Source organism: Chroococcidiopsis sp. [FACHB-1243] (genome assembly GCF_014696895.1).
In the GTDB taxonomy this organism is placed as follows: Bacteria; Cyanobacteriota; Cyanobacteriia; order Cyanobacteriales; family Chroococcidiopsidaceae; genus Chroococcidiopsis.
Genome location: NZ_JACJQX010000011.1, coordinates 13,821 through 32,940 on the forward strand (window position 1 = coordinate 13,821; position 19,120 = coordinate 32,940).

Genomic DNA, 19,120 nt, shown 5'->3' on the forward strand with positions numbered 1-19,120 from the left:
TTTTTAAGGGGGTTAGGGGGATATTCCGTAGTGCAGTGTTAACAAAATCGTATCAGTTTGGGGCTACACACTCACACATCGTTCAGCTTCACGCGCTGCAACAACCAGTACCAAACAAAGAGCCGATATAGCTTTTTGCCACTCTTGCCTAACTTGCAAATCTTCCACACCTTCAAACATTCCTACCAGAGAAGGAACAGAATGTTCCATCGCCAAACGCGGAACCGGACGATGAAGTTCTACTAAGCGCGATAGACTTTCTTGATTATTGACAAAACCAATGACCCATTTTGTTGTATGCTCTGGACTATCGGGAACGCGCTTCACACCCAACTCTGTTTGCAACCAGTAATAAAAAGGAGGTAATCGCTCAGCTAAAACGCTACCAGCGATCGGTAAAGTTTGCTTTAGTAACGAAACATCCAAGCTATTTAACTGTTGTTGTAGCTCGGGAGAATTTAGACATTCAGTGAGAGGTTGTGAGAGTAAAGCTTCTAAACGGGTGAGGGACAGATCTAAGTGTTGAGCAAATGTTTCTAAAGTAAGCTGCATCATTTCAAATCTAAAGTCCAAAAACAACTAAATACTTCCTGAGATGAGATAGGATTTCTATGTATTCCTCTCAACTCATCACGTTACCAATTTGCCAGGAATACACGGTGATGTCTTTGAGGTAGCTCATAGAAGGACTGGAGATGAGAAGAAAGCCGGGGAAGCTGGGGAAGAAAAATGACTGCTGAGTGCTGCCTTCTGCCTCCTGGTTTCTTGCACTAAATAGAAACTTGCACTAAAAGCGATCTCAATCAGAGAATAAGAAAAGCAACAAGCACGAGGAGACTTCAGTGAGTCAGGGATTCGATTACGATTTAGTCATTATTGGCGCTGGGGTAGGCGGACATGGAGCTGCCTTACACGCCGTCAGTTGTGGCTTAAAAACAGCTATTATTGAAGCAGCTGATATGGGCGGAACCTGTGTCAATCGCGGTTGCATTCCCTCTAAAGCACTGTTGGCAGCATCGGGACGAGTGCGGGAATTGCGCGACGCACACCATTTAAAAGCACTGGGTATTCAGGTAGAAAATGTTGGGTTCGACCGTCAGGCGATCGCCAATCATGCATTAAATTTAGTTAGTAAGCTCCAAGGTGACTTGACAAATAGCCTCAAACGTGTCGGAGTTGACACGATTCGCGGTAGGGGAAAAGTTGTGGGACAGCAGAAAGTCACGGTGACTAGCGATAGTGGCGACAAAACGATTACTGCTAAAGATATTATCCTCGCTCCTGGTTCCGTGCCTTTTGTTCCCCCAGGAATTGAAATTGATGGCAAAACTGTATTTACCAGCGACCAAGCCGTTAAATTAGAATCCTTACCTCAGTGGGTAGCAATTATTGGTAGCGGCTACATCGGCTTAGAATTCTCCGATGTTTACTCAGCTTTGGGCTGCGAAATTACCATGATTGAAGCCCTAGACCAATTAATGCCAGGGTTCGATCGCGATATTGCTAAAATTGCCGAACGAGTTTTAATTACTCCCCGCGACATTGAAACTTATGTAGGCATTTACGCCAAGAAAGTTATCCCTGGTTCCCCAGTTGTCATCGAACTGGCAAATTTCAAAACTAAAGAATACGTCGATACGCTGGAAGTAGACGGTTGCTTAGTTGCCACCGGACGCATCCCCGCCACCAAAGATTTAGGTTTAGAATCTGTAGGTGCAGAACTCGATCGCCGTGGTTATATTCCCGTTAATGACAGTATGGCTGTGTTATCTGGCGGCGAACCCGTACCTCACTTGTGGGCAATTGGCGACGCAACAGGGAAAATGATGTTAGCTCATGCAGCTTCAGCCCAAGGAATCGTCGCAGTCGAGAATATTTGCGATCGCCAGCGTCAAATTGATTATCGCAGCATTCCCGCCGCTGCCTTCACCCACCCCGAAATTAGCTACGTTGGAATGACAGAGACAGCTGCCAAGGAATTAGGCGAAGCGGAAGGATTTACCATCAAAACCGCCAAAACATACTTTAAAGGCAACTCCAAGGCGCTAGCAGACGGTGATGCAGACGGAATTGCCAAAGTCGTCTACCGTCAAGATACGGGGGAAGTCTTGGGAGTCCACATCATCGGTTCCCATGCCTCCGATTTAATCCACGAAGCCTCAGCTGCGATCGCCAATCGTCAATCCGTCCACTCCCTCGCCTTCCTGGTTCACGCCCATCCTACCCTTTCCGAAGTTTTGGATGAAGCGTACAAACGGGCAGTTCATGCTTAATTGCTTGGTGCGTGAAATACTTCCGACTTCCGCACAAACGCGACTCTTGTACGGGCGGGTTTAGCAGATAGATTCATAGCCAAAACTAGAAATTTTTGGTCAAAACCTGCCCCTACCGACTTACTACTCCTTACTCCCTACTCCCTAGTGATGCAAATCCGTCGTCGTCCGCCAAATCCGTCTATTGAGATTAGTTATTTGAGCTATCAGGTATCAGTTCCAGGTGCAAAGCCGCAGCATATTTTAGAAGAAATTGTGTGGCATAAAGAGATTGAAGTCGATCGCTTGCGGGAAAAACTACCGTTAGTAGAGTTACAAAAGCAAGCCTTAACTGCACCCCCAACCCGCGATTTTGTAGCTGCTTTACGTCTAGGTAAGACTTCTCCAGCAGTAATTGCTGAGGTGAAAAAGGCTTCTCCTAGTAAAGGCATATTGCGAGAAGATTTCGATCCTGTGGCGATCGCGCTTTCCTATCAGCAAGGGAATGCTAGCTGTATTTCTGTACTTACAGATAGTAAATTCTTTCAAGGTAGTTTCGATTATTTAGAACAAATTCGCGCTGCGGTAGATGTACCTTTGTTGTGTAAAGATTTTATTATCTATCCCTACCAGATGTATCTAGCACGGTTACGGGGTGCTGATGCGGTGTTGTTGATTGCTGCAATTTTGAGCGATCGCGATTTACAATATTTCATCAAAATTGCCAAAGCTTTGAAGTTAGCCGCTTTGATCGAGGTTCACACTCTAGAAGAACTCGATCGCGTTTTGGCTTTAGATGGCGTAACTTTGGTAGGTATCAACAATCGCAATCTAGAAAACTTTTCTGTCGATTTGCAAACAACCAGCCAATTATTAGCTGTACGTCAGCCACAATTAAAACAACGAGATATTTTAGTTGTCAGCGAGTCGGGAATTCACGCGCCAGCCGATGTAGCTGTAGTCACTCAAGCAGGTGCAGCAGCAGTGCTAGTTGGCGAGTCTTTAGTCAAGCAGCCAGAACCAGGAAACGCGATCGCTTGTCTACTAGAGTGAGTATTGGTAAGAGGTGAGAAGCAAGAGGCAAGAGGTAATTTTGACTTTTGATTTTTGACTTTTAACTTTTAACTTTTGACTTTTGGCTAGTGAGTCGTGAGTAAAAGATGGGAAAGATAAAGGTAGTAGAAGAGGATTCCTCCTATCTTTCTCCTCTTTACAAGTTACGAATTACGAATTACGAATTAGGAATTAACTTATGATTCCCCTTCCTTCTCCAATTCACTACGAAGCCGTATTGCAGTTATTAGAGCAACAAACATTACCTATTGTTAGGCAAGATCCTCTTTTATCAGAGCAAGTGCAACAATTGATTATTTCTTTACGTAAAGCTGCGGCTCAACAAAAGCAACTAGAAGCCAGTTGTCAGCAAGCTCATGTAGATTATGAATTTCGTTGGTCTATAAATCAAAGCAAATCCGATCTAGCTACTACCGAGCATTCTACAATTTCATAATTCTACAGTTTTATCAAAAAATCAACTCAAGACTTTTAAAGCGCTTGCCAAACTTTGACAAAATAACCGCCATATCCGCCGCGAGGTTTAATATAAGCGATCGTCTGTTTATTAGCGCTGATAACTAGAGAATGTACTTCATCTTTTGGAAGGACGTGTAGCTTCTTTCCACTAGATAAATCCCAGATAACTTACTTACTATCAATTTCACCACGCACCAAAATCACTGTACTATCTACCCGATTAGCAATTTGAGCGGGAATATTACCTTTAATCGCATTTTGTAACATCCCTTCTCGGCTTGCACCCAACACCACAACATCGAAATCTTCAGTCTTAACTAAATTAATTAAGCCATCCGCAATAGAACTCGATACAACTGGTACGGCGGTGACTTTGCCTGATAATTGCCGATATTTAACTAAGTAACGAATTGCTTGTTGCAAAACGCTCAAATCGGGTTTTGCTTCTTTGGATTCAAACACCTGACATAGATGAATCTCAGGTTGTTGTCCTAGAGAAACTAGCGGAGGTAAAAGTTTAATCGCTACTTTCGCATTGGGACCACCCGCCATCGGGACTAGCCAACGATCGTAATTTGGAATTCGGAATTCCGACTCCCGTACGGGCGGGTTTGGAAACCCGCCCCTACCGACTCCTGACTCTTCACTAAATTTAACCAATACGACATCGCAGGGTGCTTGGCGAATCAAAGTATCTACAACATTGCCAAAAATTCGCCCTGGGGTGATGGTGTTACCTTTCCATCCCATCAACAAAATATCGATGTGTTGTTCTTTAACTGTCTCTAATATTGCTTGAGCAGTATCGTGAGCTACCCGAATTTGGGTATGAACGGGGATTTTTTGCTTTTTCGCTATCACCTCGGCTTGACGGAGTAACTTGCGGCTTTTTCCGGTCTGTACGAAGGTTTCAGCGGGGGAACTACGGCGAGAGACAAGGATAACTTGAATGCACTCTAGTTCGTAATCGCGATCGCGGGCAATTGCCGCAGCCATTTGTAACAACGATTCTGCCGTTTGGGGGTTAGCGATCGGCACTAAAATTCTGCCACGTCCAGTACTGGGCGATCGCGTTTGATAGACTATATAAGATGGTTCTGGTTGCGGTCCCGTCTGTTCTGTCTCGCCATTGAGTTTGTCAGCTTCAACACGGATAATATCGGCACGGGTAATAATGCCCACCATTCGCCGATTTTCCACTACGGGTAAGCGGCTGAGTTGGTAGCGATCGAGCAAATATAAGACATGTGCAAGAGTTGCGTGAGGATTGACGGTGACGGGTTGGGGAGTCATGACCTCGCTAATTGGAGTATCCCCAGGTAAAGGGCGATCGCGAATTTTGGCTAAATCGGTTTGGGTGATAATTCCAATTAACTTACTATTATCAACTACGGGAAAGCCGCGATGGTGGGAGCGAGAAAACGCCTGTACAGCCTCGTCTAACGTCATCTGCGCTCCTAGAGTTTCTACCCGACGTTGCATCACGTCTTCTGCTGTTAACTCAGCCAGAAAGCCCTTGGGTGTGGCTGCTGATTCTAAGTTAATCCCGTTGAGTTGCAAGATTTTATCGTAGATCGATCCAGGTGCTAACCGTTCGGCAATTAGGTACGCCGTCACCGAACCGATCATTAACGGTAAGACTAAGTTAAAATCGGTGGTCATTTCAAACACGATTGCGATCGCCGTAATCGGGACTTTAGAAACGACGCTGAAAAATGCTCCCATCCCTGCTAAGGCATAGGTAGCAGGGGAACCAATACCTAAAACATAAAACTCGGTCAAACCAACCACATAACCCAAAGCCGAACCGATAATCAAACTCGGGGCGAATAATCCTCCTGGCGCTCCCGAACCAAAAGCAACTAAAGTGAGGATAAACTGCGCGACAAAGGCGATCGCGGCTAATTCTAAACTGGCATCTCCAGTAATCAGAAATTCCCTCAAACCACTATTATCGCGAAAGGTAGGGGGTAAAAGGGCGATCGCAGTACCGGAAATTAACCCAGCTAAGGCAATCCGTAGGGATAAGCTAATGTGTAACTGGCGATAAAATTTTAAACTAGCAATAATGCCACGATGAAAGAGAGAACCTAGCAACCCTGCCAAGATTCCCAGTAACAAGAAAAATGGCAGTTCAATTAACGAGAATGAGGTTGAGTGAGCAGTCAATACCAAACTCAAATCTAGGCTGCGACCACCTAAAATCCGCGACACGACGGCACCGATAAACGAGGCGAGGATCGCCGTTCCTAAAGTCAAACTAGACAAATCGCGGAGTAATTCTTCAACCACAAACAAAACCCCCGTGATGGGGGCATTAAAAGCAGCGGCTAATCCCGCACCTGCACCTGCGGCAATCATCTGGCGGCGGTGGTCGGGAGATGTGGGAACCCAACGGCTAAATTGGGCGGCTAAGGCTGCACCTATATGTACGGTTGGTCCTTGCCTACCTATGGTCAACCCCGAACCAATTGCTAATGTTGAAGCGAGTAACTTGACCCCAGCAGTTCGCCATGATATGTCTGTCGCAGCGTTGGCAAGTACTGCCTTAACGTGAGGAATACCGCTACCGCTTGCTTCTGGGGCTAACCGTTCCACCAGCAAACCAGACAAATATCCAAAAGTCAGACCAAAAGATGGCAGCAAAATCCAGGCTGGAAATAGGTTAGATTGATGGACTCGTATTGCCCCAAACCAGCCAGAACCAGCTTTCAGCAATACAGCAGATAAAGCGGCAACTAGACCAATTAAACAAGCTTCGGCGATCGCACTGGTGCGGCGGGGACGCATCCAGTGGCGCAAGTATTGGCGGAGGGCAGACATCAGGGGCTAAAGTCTAGAGACGGAAGGTTAGGAAAAATGTAACTGTAGGGTGAGTATTGCTCACCATCTATTAACGACACATCATTTGCTACAGGATGCCACAATTTGTCATAATTTGAGACAAAATCTTTAAAGGTTTTCTCAATAGTTTCGCGATCGCAATCCATCAAGTAAGCCAAGACTGCCATCCCGACCAATTTTGAACTAAATTAACAATCTCTTGATAACCAGCAGCACGGGGATGAGCGCCGTCATAATCTGCTACTTCTTGTAACCAAATCTGAGATTTTTGTAGAGGAGTGAAAATATCTAAATAAGGAATATTCGTTGCTAAACAAATTTGCTCGAATTGTTTCAACAAACGAGCAGTTCTAGAATTTTGTTCTGTGTCCAGCATGGGAGGCGCTCCTACCATCAAGACTGGAAATCTTTGTTTAGCTACCTGTAAAATTTGGCGAGTATTTTCTATAGATTCAACAAATTCTATCCGAGTTTTATCAGTTTCTATAGTCGTGTCATTTGTCCCAAAAGAAAACACGATTTTACCATCGTATTCTTTGCTTAAGCGGCAAGACACTTCTTGCAACCACCGCGCTTTAATATCAGCACTAGTTTCTCTTCTAACTCCTAAATTGTAATAAGTAATGTCATATCCTTGTTTCTGGGCAGCAACACAAATTCTTCCCGTCCAACCAAGACACTCAGGATCTCCCGTACCATTGACAAAAGAGTCGCCAACAAAACAGATACGCATAAGCGGTCATTTGTCATTTGTCATTTGTGAATATTAGCCGATCTGGTCACTGGTCACTGCTCCCTGTCAACTCCTTCCCGTCACTGACAATCCTTCCAAAATCAGAGATGGAGTGTAACACGAACCATTCCAATCGGCATCGCTGCCGAGGGCAACTAGCTGTTTGAGGGCGCTGTAGATGTTGCCTGCAACCATTGTGTCCTTGACGCGACCGATTGCTCGACCGTTTTTGACTCGATAGCCGAGATCGATATTGATTGAAAAATCACCCGAAATACTACCGCCACCACCTAACATTTGATCTACAATCAGTCCGTCGTCTAATAAGTTAATCAAATCTGACAAAGATTTCGTACCAGGTTCTATTAATAAATTAAATAACCCAGGTGTAGGATAGCTACCTAAGCCTGGGCGAAAACCGTTTCCGGTGGTGGCAGTACCCAACTGTCTACCTGTAGCGCGATCGCAATAAAAATTTTGTAGAACTCCATTTTGAACGAATACGCGGTGTTGGGTAGGAGTCCCTTCATCGTCAAACGGACAGCTAAATGGTCCTGCTTCTGGGTCTTGATATATCGTCAAAGCTTTTGCCATCACGGACTGACCAAGGCGTTCTGCCCAAGGGGAAGCTTTTTCGAGGACTCGCTTACCATTCAAAGCCGCTTGTACCGTTCCCCATAACATATCAGCCGCCTTGGAGGTAAATAAAACTGGAATACGCCCTGTGGAGGGCGCAACATTTGCCTTTGCCCAAGCCAGCCGTTGTAAGATTTGTCGGACTACTTCCTCTGGTTGGAGGCGATCGCGCTGAGTTTGTCCGTCAGATACGCTTAAAAAATCGTCACCTCGTACCCACTCTGCTGATAAGTAACAACTGAGTGTCGTATCGGTGTAGTGGCAATCTAGCCCCAGGGAATTGACCAAGCGGGTTGTCTCCATTTCACAATCCCACTCAGCACTTACCATGACTTCAGGAAAAGCATCGCGGATTTGGGCGATCGCCTCTTTTCCCCAATCGATCAGCTGTTCGACTCCGATCGGTTGCCCTACATTGGGATAGATCGTCTGGGAGTGACTACCAAGTTCGATCGGTTCGGGTTCGTTGAGTTCGCTCAGAGCAAGGGCTGAACCGACTAGCGCCTCAGGTGATACAGAACCGTAAGCAACTGCTAGCCCTGGACGACCATCGCGCCACAAGCGCAAAGCCGTCCCCTCTGTCTGGGCGCTTTCTAGTTGCTTGAGGCGGTTAGCTTCAAAAAAGACAGGTCGAGATTGAGATCGCGCTTGATACACTTCCGCTGCCTCTGCCCCACATTTAGCAGCTAGCTTCAACAGTCGTTCTGCTAAGTTATCTTTTTGTAATTCGTAATTCATAATTCTAGGGAGTCGGGAGTCGGGAGTCGGGAGTCGGGAAAGAGAGTGGTGCGTGAGGAGAATTCGGAATAACGCTTCGCTTCGCCTTCGGCTGACGGAATTCGGAATTAATTGCGAATGCGTGACTTGTCTTGCTCCCTTGTCTCCCTTGTCCCATCAATTACGGTATAGAGACTTCTTGTAATAGCCAGAAACCGGCGAACGACTCGGTTTGTGGGTTGGGCTGGACGGCAATAAAATGTACGCCATTGGCTTGTTGCTTAGCGCTTACAAAAGCTTGAGCTTCTGCTACAGTTTGCGGATTCTTAAGATTAGCCAAAATCCAACTCTCGCTAGCACCAGTTTCTAGCAGCAATCGTGCTACTGGACTAGTTTCCACTCTGACAAAAGCTAATTCGATTCCAGTCATCCATCCTGCTAGCGGTAAGGCTCTTTCTGAGAAAATCAACAGCCCTGGAATTATCGTTTCTGGCGATAAACCCGCCATCTGTAAAGGAAATGCCTCTCCAAAAGCAATTTCCCACTCATGCATATCAGCCAAAGTAGTTGCTTCCAGATTCACAAACGCCCACTGCTGTCCGGTTAGCGCATCTGGTAAGCGCTGTGGTGGAGATGATTCCATCTTGACAGATGGATTTGGTGTAGGTTGATATCCCGGCTCTTGCGGATAAACTTCATCCATCCGTTCTTTTAGCAATTGCAGTAGCGCCAGAGTGCGGCGACTTGGTTGCGCTGGAATGCCCAAATCTTTACAAGCTTTGGTAATCATATTATTCATCTGGCGACGGAAAAAGCGAAACTTCGTAGGTGCAGTTCCAGCTTTTGCCATTGCCTCTTGTAATGCCGTCCGCAACCAAGCAGAATTCACTTGGGTGCTGGGACAATACTGGGCATACCGAAACAGGCGAGTGGGATCGGTGCGCGTATCCAAAGGACTCTCGCACACCACAACCTCCCAAACTTTCTTTTGGTTCTCATCCAAGATTGGACGGGAGTAGAAATCTATCTCCCAAATGCTACCCATGAACTATCATTACGATTTCTTTACTTCACCTAACATCAACATACACGTTTTCTGTCACTTATTAGCGAGCAGGGAGCAGGGAGTAGAGAGCAGGGGAGTAGAGAGCAGGGGAGCAGGGGAGTAGGGGGACAAGGGGGACAAGGAAGCAGAGAGCAGGTGAGCAGGTGTGCAGGTGGGCAGAGGAGATAAAATCACTAACTGGTCACTGGTCAGGAGTCACTGTCACCCCACACCCTACACCCCACACCCCACACCCTATCAACACGCACCATACCCTGTTCGCTGATAACTGATACAGGATTGATTATTTAAAAAATATAAACTATAAGAGTAATTTATAAATTTAGGAATGAGTCGTCTTTATTTATAAGCAGTACTTATGAGTTTGCAACAACTAAATTCCTTTACTAATCAGGCTTGAATCGGCGTTACAAGCGAGAATTTTTCTCGTAGTATCAGAGATGTGGTCAAATTAACACGGCAAAGCTGCCAAGCAGTAACCCGTACTGTTTGACTCATCCCAAAGTTAGATTTTGGGTATTCAGCGAGTTCCTTGCCTTGGTGAGGAGCAGATGCGATCGTGCCAAATTTCAGGTCGCATACGCGATCTCTTGGGGTGTGGGAGCGACCAACGTATGGTTGCTGAAAAGCGATAGAAGGAGACGTTTTGTCTCGACGTTCTGTCCACCCAAGCTCAGACCAAAGAGCTACGATCCTCCCGCGATCGCCAAATTGGAGGGCGACTTGTTGAGAGGACAGGGATACCTTATTTTATCCTGCCGTCTATAAAGAGGACAACTAAATGGCAACTTACAAAGTCACATTAATCAACGAGGCAGAAGGGCTAAACACCACGATTGATGTGGATGACGATACCTATATTCTGGACGCAGCTGAAGAAGCTGGATTAGATCTACCATATTCCTGTCGTGCTGGTGCTTGCTCTACCTGTGCGGGCAAAATGGTATCTGGAACGGTAGACCAGTCCGACCAATCTTTCTTGGATGACGATCAGATCGAAGGCGGCTATGTACTAACCTGCGTAGCGTATCCTACTTCTGACTGTACGGTTGAAACACACAAAGAAGAAGAACTTTACTAAGTTTGTAAGGGCAAGGCATTGCCTTGCCCTTACTCTATTCTCCACCCCTAATTTGCGTCCCAGGATAGTAAAAGTTGAGGATGCGATCGCTCTTCCACCCCTGTTTTGCCAAACCACTTGCACCTGTTTGGCTAAGACCAACTCCATGCCCTAAGCCACCACCGACAAAAGCATAGCCTTGGAGGGTATTTTCTCCTTTGGTTTGGTCGTATAAGGGTTCTAAATAAAATAGAGTGCTTCTCGGTGCAGAAAAAGCACTGCGAATTTCATCTTTTTCTAATAGAATATTATCGCGATCGGTTTGTACGGCGAGTTTGATAATTCTACCTCCAGGCGATCGCTGCATCACTTGTATTTGTTGAATGCGGCTAAAGTTAGCTAGCGGATTCCGATTCTTGGTTAAAAATTTTTGTAAGTCTTGGGTGAGCTGTTCGATACTACTTTCTCTACGCCAGCGAAACAGCCGCGTTCCCGCTTCGTTAAATCCCCGTTGCATGTTGATAAAACGTTGAAAGTTACTTTCGTCAGCAAGACTCTGACGTGATAAATCCCAAATGCTGTAAGCAGAATCTACCAAAGATTTTAGATAAGGTTTGTCTGAGCCATTCCAAACATCGCTAAAAACAGCCGTTACTCCACCTGTTGTAGAAGAATAGAGTGCGTCAACTAACTCGTTGTTATAAGTTAGCACCTTATTTCTAGTTGCTAAAATTGCTCTGTCTGCATTAGGATCGGTATCTTTTAAGCCCACATAAACTTGACAATGAGTATCGGCGCTCAGTTCGTACCCGTCGATCGCAAAACGGCGCAAATTCCGTAAGGCATACGTTCGAGCAATAATGGTTTGCGCTTCGATCGCCGCATAAGATACATTTCTGCCGATTTCGTGGGGTACAACTCCGCGTAAATAGGTTTCAAGCGGTACATCGTTGACTAAGGTATAAGTCCCGTAGGCATTCGGTTGCAGTTGCAGTTTTCCGGCAAAGGGAATTCCATATTTATCTTCTTTACCTTGGCGAACTTGGATTAAATTTTTATTTGCACTCACTTCCAGGCGATCGCTACTATAACGATTACCGTTGACTTCCCAACTGACAATCGGTACTTGCTGCAAAATGCGGCTATCTAAATGTGCAGTTTTCTTACCTTGAAGCTGGACGCTACTGAGCAACATTCGACGCAGGAACGGTGTGTTATAAACTTGGCGTTTTGCCCACACTTGCCATTGTTCCGGCTGAGCAATTTCTGTCTCAATCCCTAAAGCACGCCATTGCTTTGCCGCATCTTCCGCAGTCTCAAAGCTACGATGAGTGCTAAGAACTACCCGCTCTTGCAATACGGGTGTTACTAAAGTTTGCATCTGCACTACTAATTTGACATTGTTAGCGCTGAGCTGAGTTTCCTGCGGTCGAACTGTTTTATTTTGAGTTTGAGTACGGTTGCTAAATTTGAGCTGGAGGCGATCGCCTGGTGTTGCTTGCAGCGTCAATTCATCTGTCAGTTCATCCCCAAATCGCTGCACCACGCCAACTTTGAGTTGTGTCTCTTCACCCCGTGCTGCCAAAGTTGCACTAGCCAATCCCATCCAGCAGGCGATCGTCAGTGCGCCGCAGAAGAGAGCTGAGGGAGCTGAGGGAGAAGAATTACTTCTGGTTCCTGGCTCCTGACTCCTAATTTTTGAGTTTTGAGTTTTGAGTTTTGACTTAAAAATATTTCTTTCCATAGATATAAATGTGTAATCGCAATTTTTGATGTTTCTAACCTCATTTCTCCATCAAATTTATCTCTCTTTAGTTGAGTTGCAGAGAAAGTACAAATATATGTTGCATAACAAAGTCATAACGAGTATGATTTAGAAAGAGGTGATGCAAAGCGATAGATATGACAAAAGTACAAGAGATTCCCTTGAATCAGATTCGGCGACCTTTGCCACGGGAGAACGACCAGCAGAAGGTTAAAGCACTGATGGAGTCAATTCAAGAGATCGGACAGCAAGAGCCAATTGACGTACTGGAAGTGGAAGGACAATACTACGGTTTCTCTGGCTGCCATCGCTACGAAGCTTGTCAGCGTTTGGGGAAAGAAACCATCCTTGCCAGAGTGCGCAAGGCTCCCCGTGCAGTTCTGAAGATGCACATGGCTTAATCAGTGACCAGTGACCAGTAACCAGTTATCAGTGAAGAATAGTTAGTGAAATACTCCCGATCGCTAAATGCTGAACGAGAAATTAAAAATTGAATTGTGAAGTAGCATCCTAGAGCAATATCGCTCTAAGCTAAAAAAATCGAGCAAACCACTGAGTAGAGACATATGAGCATTAATTATCAACAACATCAACGCCGTTTGTACCCCACTCGCATCGATCTTCCTACCGATACTCGCTTGCAAGTGGTAGAGCTACTTAATCAAACCCTAGCTGCTAGCACCGATTTGAAAACCCAGGTGAAGCAGGCACACTGGAACGTGAAGGGAACAGATTTCTTTCAACTGCACCAATTATTTGACGAAATTGCTACTGAGGTTGAAGGATATATCGACCTGTTCGCCGAAAGGATTACTACCCTTGGTGGCTATGCAGTAGGAACAACTCGCGCTGCTGCCCAGTTTTCGATATTGCCCGAGTATCCTTACGAGATCAACAGCGGTGAGGATCACGTTGCAGCTTTAGCAGACCGCTTAGCAATCTATGGCAAGCACCTACGAGAAGCGATCGATAAAACTGGGGAAGTCAACGACGCAGACACCAACGATATGTACGTAGAAGTCTCCCGTACTATCGATATGCGGTTGTGGTTCCTAGAAGCACATTTGCAACCAACTGGAAGGCTCACAGAACAAGATGGAGCTGCCATGAAACAACCAGTTGCCGTTAAATAATTTGTAGGGGCGGTTTTTTTTGGAGACCCCTGTACTAGAGTCAATAATTCCGCAATTAAACCCGCCCGTACGGGAGCCATGAGTGGCATAATCGCATATAGCCGATCGCTTACTCATCACTCAACATTGATTCATCATCAACTCCCGTCAAGTCAAGATTACACCCATGCGTTGCAGCAAATGATGCAGCGGGTGGGTGTTTCCAGTTATAAGGCACTTTCCCAACAAGCAGGAGTATCGGAAAAACAAATTCGCAAGCTGCGACGGGGAGAGATCGAGCAAATGCGGGTAGATGTTTTACTCAAGCTCAGTCAAGCGTTAGAAGTCTCATTCTGGGAGCTAATTGCCACTTACTCGGCGATCGCGCCTAATGTTAAAGTAGCACCCAATGAGAATTTGCCACCAATTGCCGAATTAAAAAGAGAATACGATCGCTTGCAAGCAGAACTAGCCAAACAAAAACAGGAACTTAGAAAAGAATTTCAACTAGCCAGTTTACAGGCGATCGAATCTTGGTTATTGCAATGGCCCACAGCCGCCCAAAAAGCTAAGGAAAATCCCGAGCTAGCCGCAGTCAAATTGTTACCATTGGTAAAACCAATCGAGCAGTTATTGCAACAATGGGATGTAGAAGCGATCGCGCCTGTTGGGGCTGAAGTAGAATACGATCCCCAATTACATCAACTACTATCAGGTAGCGCCCAGCCACGTGAAACAGTCGTCGTGCGCTATACAGGCTATCGTCAAGGCGACAAGTTGCTCTATCGAGCCAAAGTCAGCCCAATGCAAGGAATGAGTGAGGGGACAAGGGAGACAAGGGAGACAAGGGAGAAACTCTAGCCACTAGCCACTAGTCACTAGCCACTTACTACACCCTTTCTTCACGCTCTTACTGACAACTGATAACTGACAAGTGTTCTTAAGTAGCTCAAAGCCTTGCCAGAAGGACGATTACATAATCTCCCCTATGGCTGATGCCCAGACTGGGGTTAATTTGTTGCACTAGAAGAGGAGTAAGAGAGCAGACAATAATACATTATGCGTAAGCTAAACATTGGTTTATCTGAAGAACAACGCACAGGCGTAATCGAATTGTTGAACAAAGATCTAGCGAATTCCTACTTGCTACTGATCAAAACTAAAAAATTCCATTGGGATGTTGTTGGTCCCCAGTTCCGTTCTCTGCATGAGTTGTGGGAAGAACAGTATCAAACATTGACAGAAACCATTGATTCTGTGGCTGAACGGGTTCGTGCCTTAGGTGGCTTTCCTGTAGGTACAGCAAAAGGCTTTGTAGAGTACGCTTCTATCCAAGAGCAAGCTGATAATGTACCCTTAGCAACTGAAATGGTAGCTCAGTTGGTAGACGATCACGAGCTAATCATTCGTAACCTGCGCGAACATATCGACAAATGTTCTGAAGAGTTTCATGACGAAGGTACGGCTGACTTCTTGACTGGTTTGATGGAAGGTCACGAAGAAATGGCTTGGATGCTACGTTCCTTCATCGAAGGTGAAGCACTGCAAGCAGATGGTAAGAAGTCGGAATTAGATAAAGTTCCTGCTATGCGTTAGTTGGATTTGGCCATAGTTTGTGAGTAAAAAAAGGCAACAGATATACTCTGTTGCCTTTTTTGTTAGGGCGAATTGAATTCGTAGCGATACAAATAAGGTGGGCGTTGCCCACCCTACAGTTTTTAGATTCGATGGGTGAATAAATCTTTACTCTTGGTCGATCGCTGGGTGCGAAAACTTACGTTAACTCCTTCGTTAGATTGCTCCATTAATAGTAAAGGCGTAGGTTTTGCTTTTTGATCCCAGTGGATATATACCAATCTTCCTTGGATTGTCGGTTGCCAGTTGTCGTGGTCTTCAGCAGGGCTGAGATAAGTTTCAATACAATCAATAATATCTTTAACTGTGGCAGAAGTTGTTTGGATTGGTAATTTTGCTAAGCGAATTTGTACGCGAAATAAAACGCATTTATTTTTTTGAATCGTTGCTCCAGTTTCATATTCCACTTCGACAATCTCATCAACTTGCTTTCCCCCACTACTACCAGCAATTCCTACAACTCCTGCATTGTTATTAGCAGGACGCAGGGCTTGAGAGATTTTATCCTTGATCTTGGCTTTAATTTGGCTGATGATGGCAAAATGAAAAACCTCTTCCGCCATCCGCATTCGTAAATAATCGAGATTGAGTTCGCGAGAATTAATTAAATCTGGGTTTTCCTCAATTCTCCGAATAGTTTCTAGAGCTAGCTTTAATTGTTTTTGTGTCTCTTGAGTACGGAATTGTTCCATTCTCACTTTTTTTTCTAGCTGCTTGAATTTCAGCTTGCCAAAAACAGCAAGACCAACTAGTAAGATGAAAAGTCCGCCAGAAGCAGATACCCAAAGCATGGGAAACTCAGTAGGTGGAGGCGATACAGTTTGAGTTTTTATAGATTTTGACTTAACTGATGCTTGAGCGAAAAGCAGTGGGAGTGACATTTTAGGCGATCGCAAGAACTTGATTCCTATTTCTTAGGATGCCCAAAATCAGGTATCAGTTATCAGGGAGCAGGGAGCGGGGAGCAGGGAGTAGGGGGAATGCAGGACTCACTTAGGATAAATGGCAACTTTGATAACTTGCCGTTGCTGCATATCGTGAAATACTTGTTCTAGGTCTTGTAGCGGATGGCGATCGCTAATGAGTAACTCGAAGGGAATTTCTTGACTGGCGAGTAAGGCTAAGGCGGCGCGGACGTATTTTGGCGTGTTGTGAAATACTCCTTTGAGCGTAAGTTCGCTGTAGTGCAGTTGCTCCGTATCTACGGTAATTGTGGTATCTCTGGGACAACCCCCGAAAAGATTGACTGTCGCCCCAGGTCTAGCGCAGGCGATCGCAGTTTCCCAAACGCTTGGGATTCCGGTAGCTTCTATAACGACATCTGCACCCCCATCCATCTGTCTGTGCTTTGACTAGGGCGGGAACATCTGCTAGTTGACGGTAGTTGTAAGTTTGGACTGCACCGAATTTTTCCCCGATTTGCAATCGGCGATCGCGTCCGCCAAATAACATGACCTGTACCGATTGCTGGGCTAAGACTGCAACAAACATTAACCCAATCGCCCCATCACCCAAGACGACGACGCGATCGCCTGCTTTTACGTTCGACCTAGCAATTCCGTGCAGCACGCAAGCCAAAGGTTCTGTCAGCGCCGCTAATTCATCCGGTAAGGTAGGAGGAATTGCTAGAAGATTGTGTTGAACAATTGGGGCAGGAATTTTCAGATATTGCGCAAATGTACCGTTGTTCCAAGTTAAGTTAAGACATAGAGAATATTCTTGTCGTTGACAGAAAAAGCATTTCATGCATGGGGCAGAATTATTAGCAACGACGCGATCGCCCACTTGCCAGTTCTTGACTTCTGCGCCTACCTCGACAATTCGCCCAGCCGCCTCATGTCCGAACAGAGTTGGCGGTTTGAGCATCTTAGCATGTCCGCCCCGTCGCCATACCTTGAGGTCTGTACCGCAGGTTGTTGCTGCTGTGACTTCTAATATGACCTCTCCCGTTCCTGGGTTAGGTTCGGCGACTTGTTCTAAACGCAAGTCTTCTCGACCGTATAGCACCGCAGCTAGCATTTTTCTTGTTTGTAACTTCTGCGGTTGATTGTATCAAAGAGTCGGGAGCCGGTAAGGGCGGGTTTCCAAACCCGCCCTTACGGGAGTCGGAAGTGGGTAATTGGTAGTTGGTAGTTGCCCCTCTACTCCCCTGCTTCCTTGTCCCCCTCATCTTCTCACCCTAACTCATAACTTCTACCTTCTCAGAAATGCTAGTCTCTACGGGAGTTCGTTCGATCCCCAAGATGGGGATTTCTTGCCGACAGTGAGTGCAAAACCAGTAAACTTTCCCATGTCGGATATGTCGCAGTACAGCATTATCGCAACATGGACAAGCTTGAGTTTTCCTATTCATACTTGGTTATCTCCGTATTAAAAAGAAAAATCTTGATTAAAGAGCGAGATTCTGAGAGAGAATGCGCCCATTTTGAGCAATGCGGTTAGTGAGTAATTCTTGATAAGCTGCTTCGTAACCATCTACCATTTGGGCGATCCCAAAGTGCTGCTCTACATATTCTCGGCAAGTCTGGCGGTTGAGTTCTAAAGCTTGAGGTATGGCAGCAACCATTTCTTCAATAGTGTTACAAATAAATCCAGACTTCCCAGGAGCAATCACCTCTGGTACAGAACCTCTATTCAAACCAATGACTGGCGTGCCTGTTGCCATCGACTCTACCATAACTAAGCCAAATGGTTCGTCCCAGGTAATCGGAAATAGAGTTACAGATGCATTGCCAAGTAATTCGATTTTTTGAGCGCGATTAACTTCTCCAATATATTCAATATGCTTACCATCAATTTGTGGCGCAATTTCTCGTTCAAAAAAGGAGCGATCGTTAGCATCAATTTTGCCTGCAATCTTCAGCGGTAAACCTGTCTGCTTAGCAACTGCGATCGCGTGGTGCGGTCCTTTTTCTGGTGACAGTCGCCCTAGAAAAGCAAGATAAGATGGTTCTTGGGGTTGGGCAAAGAAAGAATACTTTTCGACATCAATCCCGTTATATACAGTTCGCAAATAATTGAGATCTAATTGCCTTTGGGCATTGCTAATACTGATATATGGTTGTTTGTGATATAGCTGAAAGAGTTTGCTATTTTCTGGCGTAAAGTTACCGTGTAGCGTGTGGATAGTTGGTGTTTTGACTCGGGAAGCAATTGCCAACACTGCCAAGCCTATGTGAGAGTGGATCAGATCGAATTCTGCCGCTCTTTCATAAACTTGACTGATTTCCAACATCTCATAGACTGTATAGTCTTTGATTTCTGGATCTAAACGGATAGCACGAGGACATACTGCTTCTAAGCAAGCCAAAGTTTGAGAGTCGCCAGAAGCAAATAATGTTACCTCATGACCGCGACGTACTAATTCGTCAGTCAACTGACTCACAACTAATTCTGTACCCCCGTAGGTAAGGGGTGGTACTCTCTCCCACAAAGGCGCAACTTGAGCAATTTTCATAGTTAATTGCGATCGCTGAGTAGTAAGATAGAAAAAAGTGGTATGGAATGATGAATTTTCCAGCCAGCGCAAGTATTAGTACTTAGCATGGTTAATTTTTACATACCATGAAAAACGGAATGCGAACAACCAAACTGGGCTTGTTTTTTGGTAAAGTTTACTAATAAGTCTAGGATTCTAATTTAAGTCTTACTAACGTGTAGAGCCATCTATCCACGGGATCATCTGTATGTCTACTTCACAGCAATTGTGGGTAGAGAGGAAATCGTAATTTCACACCTAATTCGCTCTAAAAATTCCCCGCAATAGT

The 19,120-nt window shown here is 45.4% G+C and carries 18 protein-coding genes and 1 pseudogene; 8 read left to right on the plus strand and 11 right to left on the minus strand.

Annotated elements, in window-relative coordinates:
• Positions 1–63: 63 nt before the first annotated feature.
• Positions 64–552: a hypothetical protein gene (locus H6G17_RS10030; RefSeq protein ID WP_192156908.1), complete on the minus strand. Its 489-nt coding sequence runs from the start codon at positions 550–552 to the stop codon at positions 64–66.
• Between the two features lie 290 nt (positions 553–842).
• On the opposite strand from H6G17_RS10030, the gene lpdA reads away from it, so the two are divergent.
• The 3 genes from lpdA (at position 843) to H6G17_RS10045 (ending at position 3,762) form a co-directional block, all read left to right on the plus strand.
• The gene (gene lpdA / locus H6G17_RS10035; RefSeq protein WP_192156698.1) at positions 843–2,273 is read left to right on the plus strand and encodes a dihydrolipoyl dehydrogenase; all 1,431 of its coding nucleotides are present in this window, start codon (positions 843–845) and stop codon (positions 2,271–2,273) included.
• Positions 2,274–2,423: 150 nt separating this feature from the next.
• Complete coding sequence (gene trpC, locus H6G17_RS10040) at positions 2,424–3,305, plus strand: indole-3-glycerol phosphate synthase TrpC (protein ID WP_192156700.1); 882 nt, start codon at positions 2,424–2,426, stop codon at positions 3,303–3,305.
• Positions 3,306–3,504: 199 nt separating this feature from the next.
• Complete coding sequence (locus tag H6G17_RS10045; RefSeq protein ID WP_192156702.1) at positions 3,505–3,762, plus strand: DUF5340 domain-containing protein; 258 nt, start codon at positions 3,505–3,507, stop codon at positions 3,760–3,762.
• Between the two features lie 191 nt (positions 3,763–3,953).
• Here H6G17_RS10045 and H6G17_RS10050 read toward each other — a convergent pair whose 3' ends face one another.
• From H6G17_RS10050 to H6G17_RS10070, 5 genes are all read right to left on the minus strand, one after another.
• Positions 3,954–6,608 (minus strand): chloride channel protein, encoded by a 2,655-nt coding sequence (locus H6G17_RS10050; protein WP_192156704.1) that lies wholly within the window; start codon positions 6,606–6,608, stop codon positions 3,954–3,956.
• A 166-nt stretch (positions 6,609–6,774) separates the two neighbouring features.
• Positions 6,775–7,362 (minus strand): GDSL-type esterase/lipase family protein, encoded by a 588-nt coding sequence (locus H6G17_RS10055; protein ID WP_192156706.1) that lies wholly within the window; start codon positions 7,360–7,362, stop codon positions 6,775–6,777.
• A gap of 66 nt (positions 7,363–7,428) precedes the next feature.
• Entirely contained in the window at positions 7,429–8,736 is a 1,308-nt protein-coding gene (locus tag H6G17_RS10060; RefSeq protein WP_192156708.1) for a TldD/PmbA family protein, read from the minus strand.
• Positions 8,737–8,740: 4 nt separating this feature from the next.
• Positions 8,741–8,893, minus strand: a complete 153-nt coding sequence (locus H6G17_RS10065; protein ID WP_192156710.1) for a hypothetical protein — start codon at positions 8,891–8,893, stop codon at positions 8,741–8,743.
• Positions 8,894–8,896: 3 nt separating this feature from the next.
• The gene (locus tag H6G17_RS10070; protein ID WP_192156712.1) at positions 8,897–9,760 is read right to left on the minus strand and encodes a Tab2/Atab2 family RNA-binding protein; all 864 of its coding nucleotides are present in this window, start codon (positions 9,758–9,760) and stop codon (positions 8,897–8,899) included.
• Positions 9,761–10,562: 802 nt separating this feature from the next.
• On the opposite strand from H6G17_RS10070, the gene H6G17_RS10075 reads away from it, so the two are divergent.
• Entirely contained in the window at positions 10,563–10,862 is a 300-nt protein-coding gene (locus H6G17_RS10075; protein WP_192156714.1) for a ferredoxin, read from the plus strand.
• A gap of 34 nt (positions 10,863–10,896) precedes the next feature.
• Here H6G17_RS10075 and H6G17_RS10080 read toward each other — a convergent pair whose 3' ends face one another.
• A complete protein-coding gene (locus H6G17_RS10080) occupies positions 10,897–12,447 on the minus strand; it encodes a SpoIID/LytB domain-containing protein (protein WP_347276423.1) in 1,551 nt (516 codons plus the stop codon).
• A gap of 296 nt (positions 12,448–12,743) precedes the next feature.
• Between H6G17_RS10080 and H6G17_RS10085 the strand changes: the two genes are divergently transcribed.
• From H6G17_RS10085 to H6G17_RS10100, 4 genes are all read left to right on the plus strand, one after another.
• Positions 12,744–13,007, plus strand: coding sequence for a sulfiredoxin (locus H6G17_RS10085; protein ID WP_015154887.1), 264 nt, complete (start codon positions 12,744–12,746; stop codon positions 13,005–13,007).
• A 165-nt stretch (positions 13,008–13,172) separates the two neighbouring features.
• Positions 13,173–13,739, plus strand: a complete 567-nt coding sequence (dps, locus tag H6G17_RS10090) for a DNA starvation/stationary phase protection protein Dps (RefSeq protein WP_192156718.1) — start codon at positions 13,173–13,175, stop codon at positions 13,737–13,739.
• 78 nt (positions 13,740–13,817) lie between these two features.
• Entirely contained in the window at positions 13,818–14,579 is a 762-nt protein-coding gene (locus H6G17_RS10095; RefSeq protein ID WP_199316623.1) for a helix-turn-helix domain-containing protein, read from the plus strand.
• Positions 14,580–14,777: 198 nt separating this feature from the next.
• The gene (locus H6G17_RS10100) at positions 14,778–15,314 is read left to right on the plus strand and encodes a Dps family protein (RefSeq protein WP_015154884.1); all 537 of its coding nucleotides are present in this window, start codon (positions 14,778–14,780) and stop codon (positions 15,312–15,314) included.
• Between the two features lie 122 nt (positions 15,315–15,436).
• On the opposite strand, the gene H6G17_RS10105 is transcribed toward H6G17_RS10100, so the two are convergent.
• From H6G17_RS10105 to H6G17_RS10120, 4 genes and pseudogenes are all read right to left on the minus strand, one after another.
• Positions 15,437–16,234 carry a hypothetical protein gene (locus H6G17_RS10105; protein WP_192156720.1) on the minus strand — a complete coding sequence of 266 codons (798 nt, stop codon included), beginning with the start codon at positions 16,232–16,234 and terminating at the stop codon, positions 15,437–15,439.
• A gap of 108 nt (positions 16,235–16,342) precedes the next feature.
• A pseudogene (locus tag H6G17_RS10110) lies at positions 16,343–17,372 on the minus strand (alcohol dehydrogenase catalytic domain-containing protein).
• A gap of 160 nt (positions 17,373–17,532) precedes the next feature.
• Complete coding sequence (locus H6G17_RS10115; RefSeq protein ID WP_192156722.1) at positions 17,533–17,706, minus strand: hypothetical protein; 174 nt, start codon at positions 17,704–17,706, stop codon at positions 17,533–17,535.
• 36 nt (positions 17,707–17,742) lie between these two features.
• Complete coding sequence (locus H6G17_RS10120) at positions 17,743–18,810, minus strand: glycosyltransferase family 4 protein (protein WP_192156724.1); 1,068 nt, start codon at positions 18,808–18,810, stop codon at positions 17,743–17,745.
• Positions 18,811–19,120: the final 310 nt, after the last annotated feature.

Excerpts from the sequence above, each read along its gene's own strand:
- H6G17_RS10030 (WP_192156908.1), bottom strand. The coding sequence starts at position 552 with ATGCAGCTTACTTTAGAAACATTTGCTCAACACTTAGATCTGTCCCTC.
- trpC (WP_192156700.1), top strand. The coding sequence starts at position 2,424 with ATGCAAATCCGTCGTCGTCCGCCAAATCCGTCTATTGAGATTAGTTAT.
- H6G17_RS10045 (WP_192156702.1), top strand. The coding sequence starts at position 3,505 with ATGATTCCCCTTCCTTCTCCAATTCACTACGAAGCCGTATTGCAGTTA.
- H6G17_RS10050 (WP_192156704.1), bottom strand. The coding sequence starts at position 6,608 with ATGTCTGCCCTCCGCCAATACTTGCGCCACTGGATGCGTCCCCGCCGC.
- H6G17_RS10055 (WP_192156706.1), bottom strand. The coding sequence starts at position 7,362 with ATGCGTATCTGTTTTGTTGGCGACTCTTTTGTCAATGGTACGGGAGAT.
- H6G17_RS10060 (WP_192156708.1), bottom strand. The coding sequence starts at position 8,736 with ATGAATTACGAATTACAAAAAGATAACTTAGCAGAACGACTGTTGAAG.
- H6G17_RS10065 (WP_192156710.1), bottom strand. The coding sequence starts at position 8,893 with ATGGGACAAGGGAGACAAGGGAGCAAGACAAGTCACGCATTCGCAATT.
- H6G17_RS10070 (WP_192156712.1), bottom strand. The coding sequence starts at position 9,760 with ATGGGTAGCATTTGGGAGATAGATTTCTACTCCCGTCCAATCTTGGAT.
- H6G17_RS10075 (WP_192156714.1), top strand. The coding sequence starts at position 10,563 with ATGGCAACTTACAAAGTCACATTAATCAACGAGGCAGAAGGGCTAAAC.
- H6G17_RS10080 (WP_347276423.1), bottom strand. The coding sequence starts at position 12,447 with ATGGGATTGGCTAGTGCAACTTTGGCAGCACGGGGTGAAGAGACACAA.
- H6G17_RS10085 (WP_015154887.1), top strand. The coding sequence starts at position 12,744 with ATGACAAAAGTACAAGAGATTCCCTTGAATCAGATTCGGCGACCTTTG.
- dps (WP_192156718.1), top strand. The coding sequence starts at position 13,173 with ATGAGCATTAATTATCAACAACATCAACGCCGTTTGTACCCCACTCGC.
- H6G17_RS10095 (WP_199316623.1), top strand. The coding sequence starts at position 13,818 with ATGAGTGGCATAATCGCATATAGCCGATCGCTTACTCATCACTCAACA.
- H6G17_RS10100 (WP_015154884.1), top strand. The coding sequence starts at position 14,778 with ATGCGTAAGCTAAACATTGGTTTATCTGAAGAACAACGCACAGGCGTA.
- H6G17_RS10105 (WP_192156720.1), bottom strand. The coding sequence starts at position 16,234 with ATGTCACTCCCACTGCTTTTCGCTCAAGCATCAGTTAAGTCAAAATCT.
- H6G17_RS10115 (WP_192156722.1), bottom strand. The coding sequence starts at position 17,706 with ATGAATAGGAAAACTCAAGCTTGTCCATGTTGCGATAATGCTGTACTG.
- H6G17_RS10120 (WP_192156724.1), bottom strand. The coding sequence starts at position 18,810 with ATGAAAATTGCTCAAGTTGCGCCTTTGTGGGAGAGAGTACCACCCCTT.